The sequence below is a fragment of the Nocardia wallacei genome (assembly GCF_014466955.1).
GTDB lineage: Bacteria > Actinomycetota > Actinomycetes > Mycobacteriales > Mycobacteriaceae > Nocardia > Nocardia wallacei.
This window is the reverse complement of sequence record NZ_AP023396.1, coordinates 3442378-3443613: the sequence shown is the minus strand read 5'-3', so window position 1 is coordinate 3443613 and position 1236 is coordinate 3442378. Positions and strand designations below refer to the sequence as shown.

The following is a 1236-nucleotide window of genomic DNA, read 5'->3' as shown; positions in this document are numbered from 1 at the left end:
GCTCGAACTCCTTGCCAGGTCGGCGTTATCGCCGATATGCACGCAGAGTTCGACGCGGAATTGTCGAACTCACAAGAATGCCGGTCATTCGACCAACAAATTGATCAGCCGCGAATCGAAGCCGGACGCATGTCGGTCCAGTGCTGCTCGATATAGTCGATACAGTCCTGACGTGCCGCGACACCGAACACCACGGTCCAGCCCGCGGGAACTTCGGCGAATTCCGGCCAGAGCGAGTGCTGCCCTTGGTCATTCACCAGAACCGAGAAGACGGCCTCGTCGTCGTCGAAAGGATTGGTCATGCTGGGCCTCCCCACCCGCGTGCGAATTCCGACCGCTCCGACAGTAGGCATCGATCCGGACACTGGCAATAACCCGAAAACCTAGGCCCCTGAAAACTGGGGGTCGTTCCATATCGAAGCAACCGTTCGGCACGACCGATTCATCGGCGTCGGATTACCAATTGCGAAAAAATTGCCGCACCGGACCGCGAGCAGCGCATTCGGCCCGACGACCACGGGCCCCGCCCCGCCGAAAACGGACATTTGCGTCGACAGCGCACCGCGCGGGCCGTAGTATCCGGCGCGGTAGCTGATTACCGACAGCCGCAGGGGACATGTGTGGGAACGAGCCCGGTCTACCGCAACGCCACCGTCTACGAGCTGCTCATGCGCGGCTTGTACGGGCGGCACTACCGGTCCCGCTATCGCGCGATAGCCGACCTGATCCCGGACGGTGCCGAGGTGATGGACGTGTGCTGCGGCCCGGCCACGCTCTACACCCGCTACCTGCGCGGGCGGACGGGCAGCTACACCGGCCTGGACCTCAACGACCGGTTCATCGCCCGGCTCGAGGACGCGGGCGGGCACGGCACGGTGTGGGATGTCGATGCCGATGTCCCGCTCCCGGCCGCGGACCATGTCGTGATGCAGGCGAGCCTCTATCAGTTCCTGCCCGAGCCGGTGCCCGTGCTCGAGCGGATGCTGGCGGCCGCGCGCGAGCGGGTGATCGTGTCCGAGCCGATCCGGAACCTGGCCTCCAGCAACAATCGCGTCGTGGCGGCGGCCGCGCGGCGCTACACCGACGCCGGTGCGGGCGCGCGCGACCACCGCTTCACCGAGCAGACACTGGAGGAACTGTTCAGCCGCTACGAGTCCCGGATCCTGCGCCGGTCGCTGATCGCCGGCGGCCGCGAGAAGCTGTTCGTCCTCGCGGCATGACATCGGTAGGGTGAGG

Annotated in this window: 2 protein-coding genes; one reads left to right on the top strand and one right to left on the bottom strand. The window is 65.6% G+C overall.

Going from position 1 to position 1236, the window contains the following annotated elements; translation table 11 throughout:
* Positions 1-104: 104 nt before the first annotated feature.
* Positions 105-302 (bottom strand): MbtH family protein, encoded by a 198-nt coding sequence (locus tag NWFMUON74_RS15400; RefSeq protein ID WP_187688467.1) that lies wholly within the window; start codon positions 300-302, stop codon positions 105-107.
* Positions 303-620: 318 nt separating this feature from the next.
* Between NWFMUON74_RS15400 and NWFMUON74_RS15395 the strand changes: the two genes are divergently transcribed.
* Positions 621-1220 carry a class I SAM-dependent methyltransferase gene (locus NWFMUON74_RS15395; RefSeq protein WP_187688466.1) on the top strand — a complete coding sequence of 200 codons (600 nt, stop codon included), beginning with the start codon at positions 621-623 and terminating at the stop codon, positions 1218-1220.
* Positions 1221-1236: the final 16 nt, after the last annotated feature.